The following is a 3,371-nucleotide window of genomic DNA, read 5'->3' on the forward strand; positions in this document are numbered from 1 at the left end:
TAACGCTCTATGATTCGATGCTCCGATCGGTATCTGATCGAAATGAATCATTATTTGAATCAGATTCAACCATCAAAAAATATATCAATGAGAGTTATATCACTCATCGAACTGTTGAGGTAGAAAATTCTTACGGGATCATAACTGATCGATTTATATATATTCCGATAGGGAGGCATGAGACCGTATCGGATTCGATGATGGATATGGTTGCTCATATAACCTATAATCCATCTTCATATCAGGAAAAATTAAGATCCAATTTTTATTATCATCTCATTACTGGATTTATTTTAATACTTCTTGCAATTCTCATGGTATATTTCCTTATCAGTCATCTGACTAGACCGATCCGGAAAATTATCGATGATATTGATCAGATCGCCAAAGGCGATCTCGATCATCAGATTCATCAAACCGGTAGTCAGGATTTTATTAAACTCGGGCAGAGCATTACGATTCTGGTCTCTTCTCTTAAATCTCACATCGATTCGCTCAAAGAAAAAGAGACTCAACTCATTGAAAGTGAAGAGAAGTATCGGTCGTTTATCGACATTCAAAAGGATTTAATTATCAGAACCGATAAAACCGCAAAAATTCTGTATCTCAATGATTCATTCTGTTCAACATTTGCATTCGAGAAATCACAAATAATCGGAACATCTTTGTATGATCTGGTATCAGGAGATCTTTTACGATCGATCCAACAGATTTTTACCCAGATCCTAAAAGATCAGACTCCGGTTACCTTTGAACATAAGATCACAAAAAAGGATGGAACCTCCATATGGGTACAATGGAGCAATTCTGTTATCCTGGATTCGCATCAGGAGATCATTGAACTTCAGTCTGTCGGAAGAAATATTACCAAAAAGAAGGAGGCTGAAATTGCTTTACAGGAGAGTGAGGAGAAGTACCGATCCCTAATCTCCAATCTACCTGATTACGTTATTGTGCATCAGAATGGAGTTGTTCTTCTCACCAATGATGCTATAGCTCAGGTTCTTGGGTATGATCAAAAGGACCTGATCGGTACAAATCTTCTGGCTTACGTGTCCCCTGCAGATCAAGCGGTTACCATAAAACATATGCAGGAACGTATGCAGGGTCTTGAGGTTCCTGATTATGAAATCTCTGTGAGAACTATCAACCATTCACTTCGGCGGGTGGTTGTCCGGGCTTCCATTGTCTCATATGACGGTCTTCCAACTTTTATCACCGTTCTGACTGATATCACCGAAAGAAAAATTGCAGAAACACGATTTATTGAGGGTGAAAGACGATACCAATTCCTTGTAGAGCAGATGAATGAAGGTCTATGGACAACAGACCTCAATGAGATAACCCGCTTTACCAATTCACGAATGGAGGAGATACTAAGATATACATCTGAAGAGATGAAAGGAAAGCCATTTTCTTCGTTTGTTACTCCTGAAGAACAGGATTATTATTGGGAAAGGGTTTCAAACCGCAAAAAAGGTATTTCTGAGCGTTATTATCTGACATTTCTTACGAAATATGGCAAACGGGTTTATGCAGAAGTTTCAGCGTCACCTTCGGTAGATTCTGACGGGAACATCATCGGTTCAATAGCGGTGATTACTGATATTACCAGGAGAAGAGAAGCTGAACAAAAAATTGAGAAATATACGAGTGAACTTGAACTGAAAACCCATGAACTTGAGGTACTCCGGGATCAGTTGTTTGTGATTAATCGCGATCTGGACCGGATGGTGAACGAACGTACCGCTCAGGTCATGAAACTCCTGATTCAGAAGGATGAGTTCATCATGCAACTCGGTCATGATCTCAGAACTCCTCTGACTCCGATACTGGGGCTCATTCCCGATTTGATTGAACAAGAACAGGATGTTCTGAGCCATGAAGCATTAGAAATTATTCAAAAAAATGCCTGTTTTATCCAGGAAATCGCTGACAAATCCTTAAAATTGGCAAAAATGAGTTCCTTTGATCTCAAACCGGATCTTGAGCCTGTTCCCATTCACACTACCGTTGATCTTATTATATCTGCACATGCCGGGGATCTTAAAGCTGCAGGGATCACCATTTTCAATGAAGTGCCTTCCGATCTGGTGATGAGTGCTGATAAGATCCTGTTCCATGAACTGATCGAAAATCTGATCTCCAATGGAATAAAGTATATCCAGAGGAAAGACGGAAAAATTATCATTTCAGCTAATCCGGTAGGAACGATGATAGAAATCCGGATTCGGGATAATGGAGTCGGATTGCGCGCAGATGAGAAAGGAAAAATTTTTGATGTGTTTTACAAGTCTGATCGGTCAAGGCATGATAAATCATCAACCGGTCTTGGGCTGGCGATCTGCAGAAAGATTGTGGAGAATCATGGGGGAAGTATCAGAGCAGAGAGTCCCGGACCCGGTGAAGGTACCATCTTTATTATTTTACTTCCCATATGGAAAATATGCGAATAAGTAATGGTGAGGTTGTATGAGTGAAAGAGTTGAGAAGGGTATACTGGTTGTAGATGATGATGAGGATATTCTCTTTACCGTGCGATCCATTTTCAAACGACATACCGTACCGATACTAATTGCAAAAAGCGGGCAGGAATGTCTTGAAATTCTGGATAAGGGATTTCGAGGGGTTGTACTAATGGATATCATGATGCCGGGTATGGATGGATGGGATACCATCAGGGAGATTGTAGATCGGGGGTATGCTGATGATCTCATCATCTCGATGTTCACTGCAAAAGATATCCCCGATACCAAGATGGAATATCTAAAAGAGTATGTGATTGATTACATCACAAAACCATTTGAACCTCAGGATCTCATCCGGACCGTTGATGAGTATCTTGAACTCATCTAACCTGAACTTACCATCTGGAATATATGAAATTTATAATCATCGGCTCATCTACTGGTGGACCGAGAATATTATTTGATATCTTTGAGGATCTTCCGCGTTTATCTGCAACTATTATCCTCATACAACATATGCCGGTATCTACTGCAACAAGACTCGCAAAACGTCTTTCTCAACTCACTCAAAATTCAGTTTTCATTGCAGAAGAGCAGCAACAGATTGTTGCCGGAACGGTATTTATCGCCCCTGGTGATCAGCATCTGATTCTGGAGAACTATGAAAAGATCCGGTTAAGTAGTGAAGAAAAAGTAAACTTTGTTCGTCCTTCTGTTGATGTTACCATGCTGGCGTTAAAAAAGGATATCAGACATCAAATCCTTGGTATTATTCTGTCAGGAATGGGAAATGATGGGGCAGAAGGTCTTGCTCATATTAAAAATATCGGTGGAATTACGGCAGTTCAGGATCCATCCAGTTGTACTATCAGGAGTATGCCTGAAGCAGCCTTAAAAACAGAA

General features: G+C 40.2%; 3 protein-coding genes. All 3 read left to right on the plus strand.

Features of this window, described 5'->3' with window-relative positions; all coding sequences use genetic code 11:
* A partial coding sequence (locus tag LUQ50_RS05840) for a PAS domain S-box protein (RefSeq protein WP_300037578.1) occupies positions 1 to 2,456 on the plus strand: 2,456 nt, incomplete at its 5' end.
* A gap of 16 nt (positions 2,457 to 2,472) precedes the next feature.
* Entirely contained in the window at positions 2,473 to 2,856 is a 384-nt protein-coding gene (locus tag LUQ50_RS05845) for a response regulator (RefSeq protein ID WP_300037581.1), read from the plus strand.
* 23 nt (positions 2,857 to 2,879) lie between these two features.
* On the plus strand, positions 2,880 to 3,371 hold a 492-nt coding region (locus tag LUQ50_RS05850; RefSeq protein ID WP_300037584.1), incomplete at its 3' end, for a CheB methylesterase domain-containing protein.

The sequence above is a fragment of the Methanospirillum sp. genome, from assembly GCF_028679455.1.
Taxonomy (GTDB): Archaea; Halobacteriota; Methanomicrobia; order Methanomicrobiales; family Methanospirillaceae; genus Methanospirillum.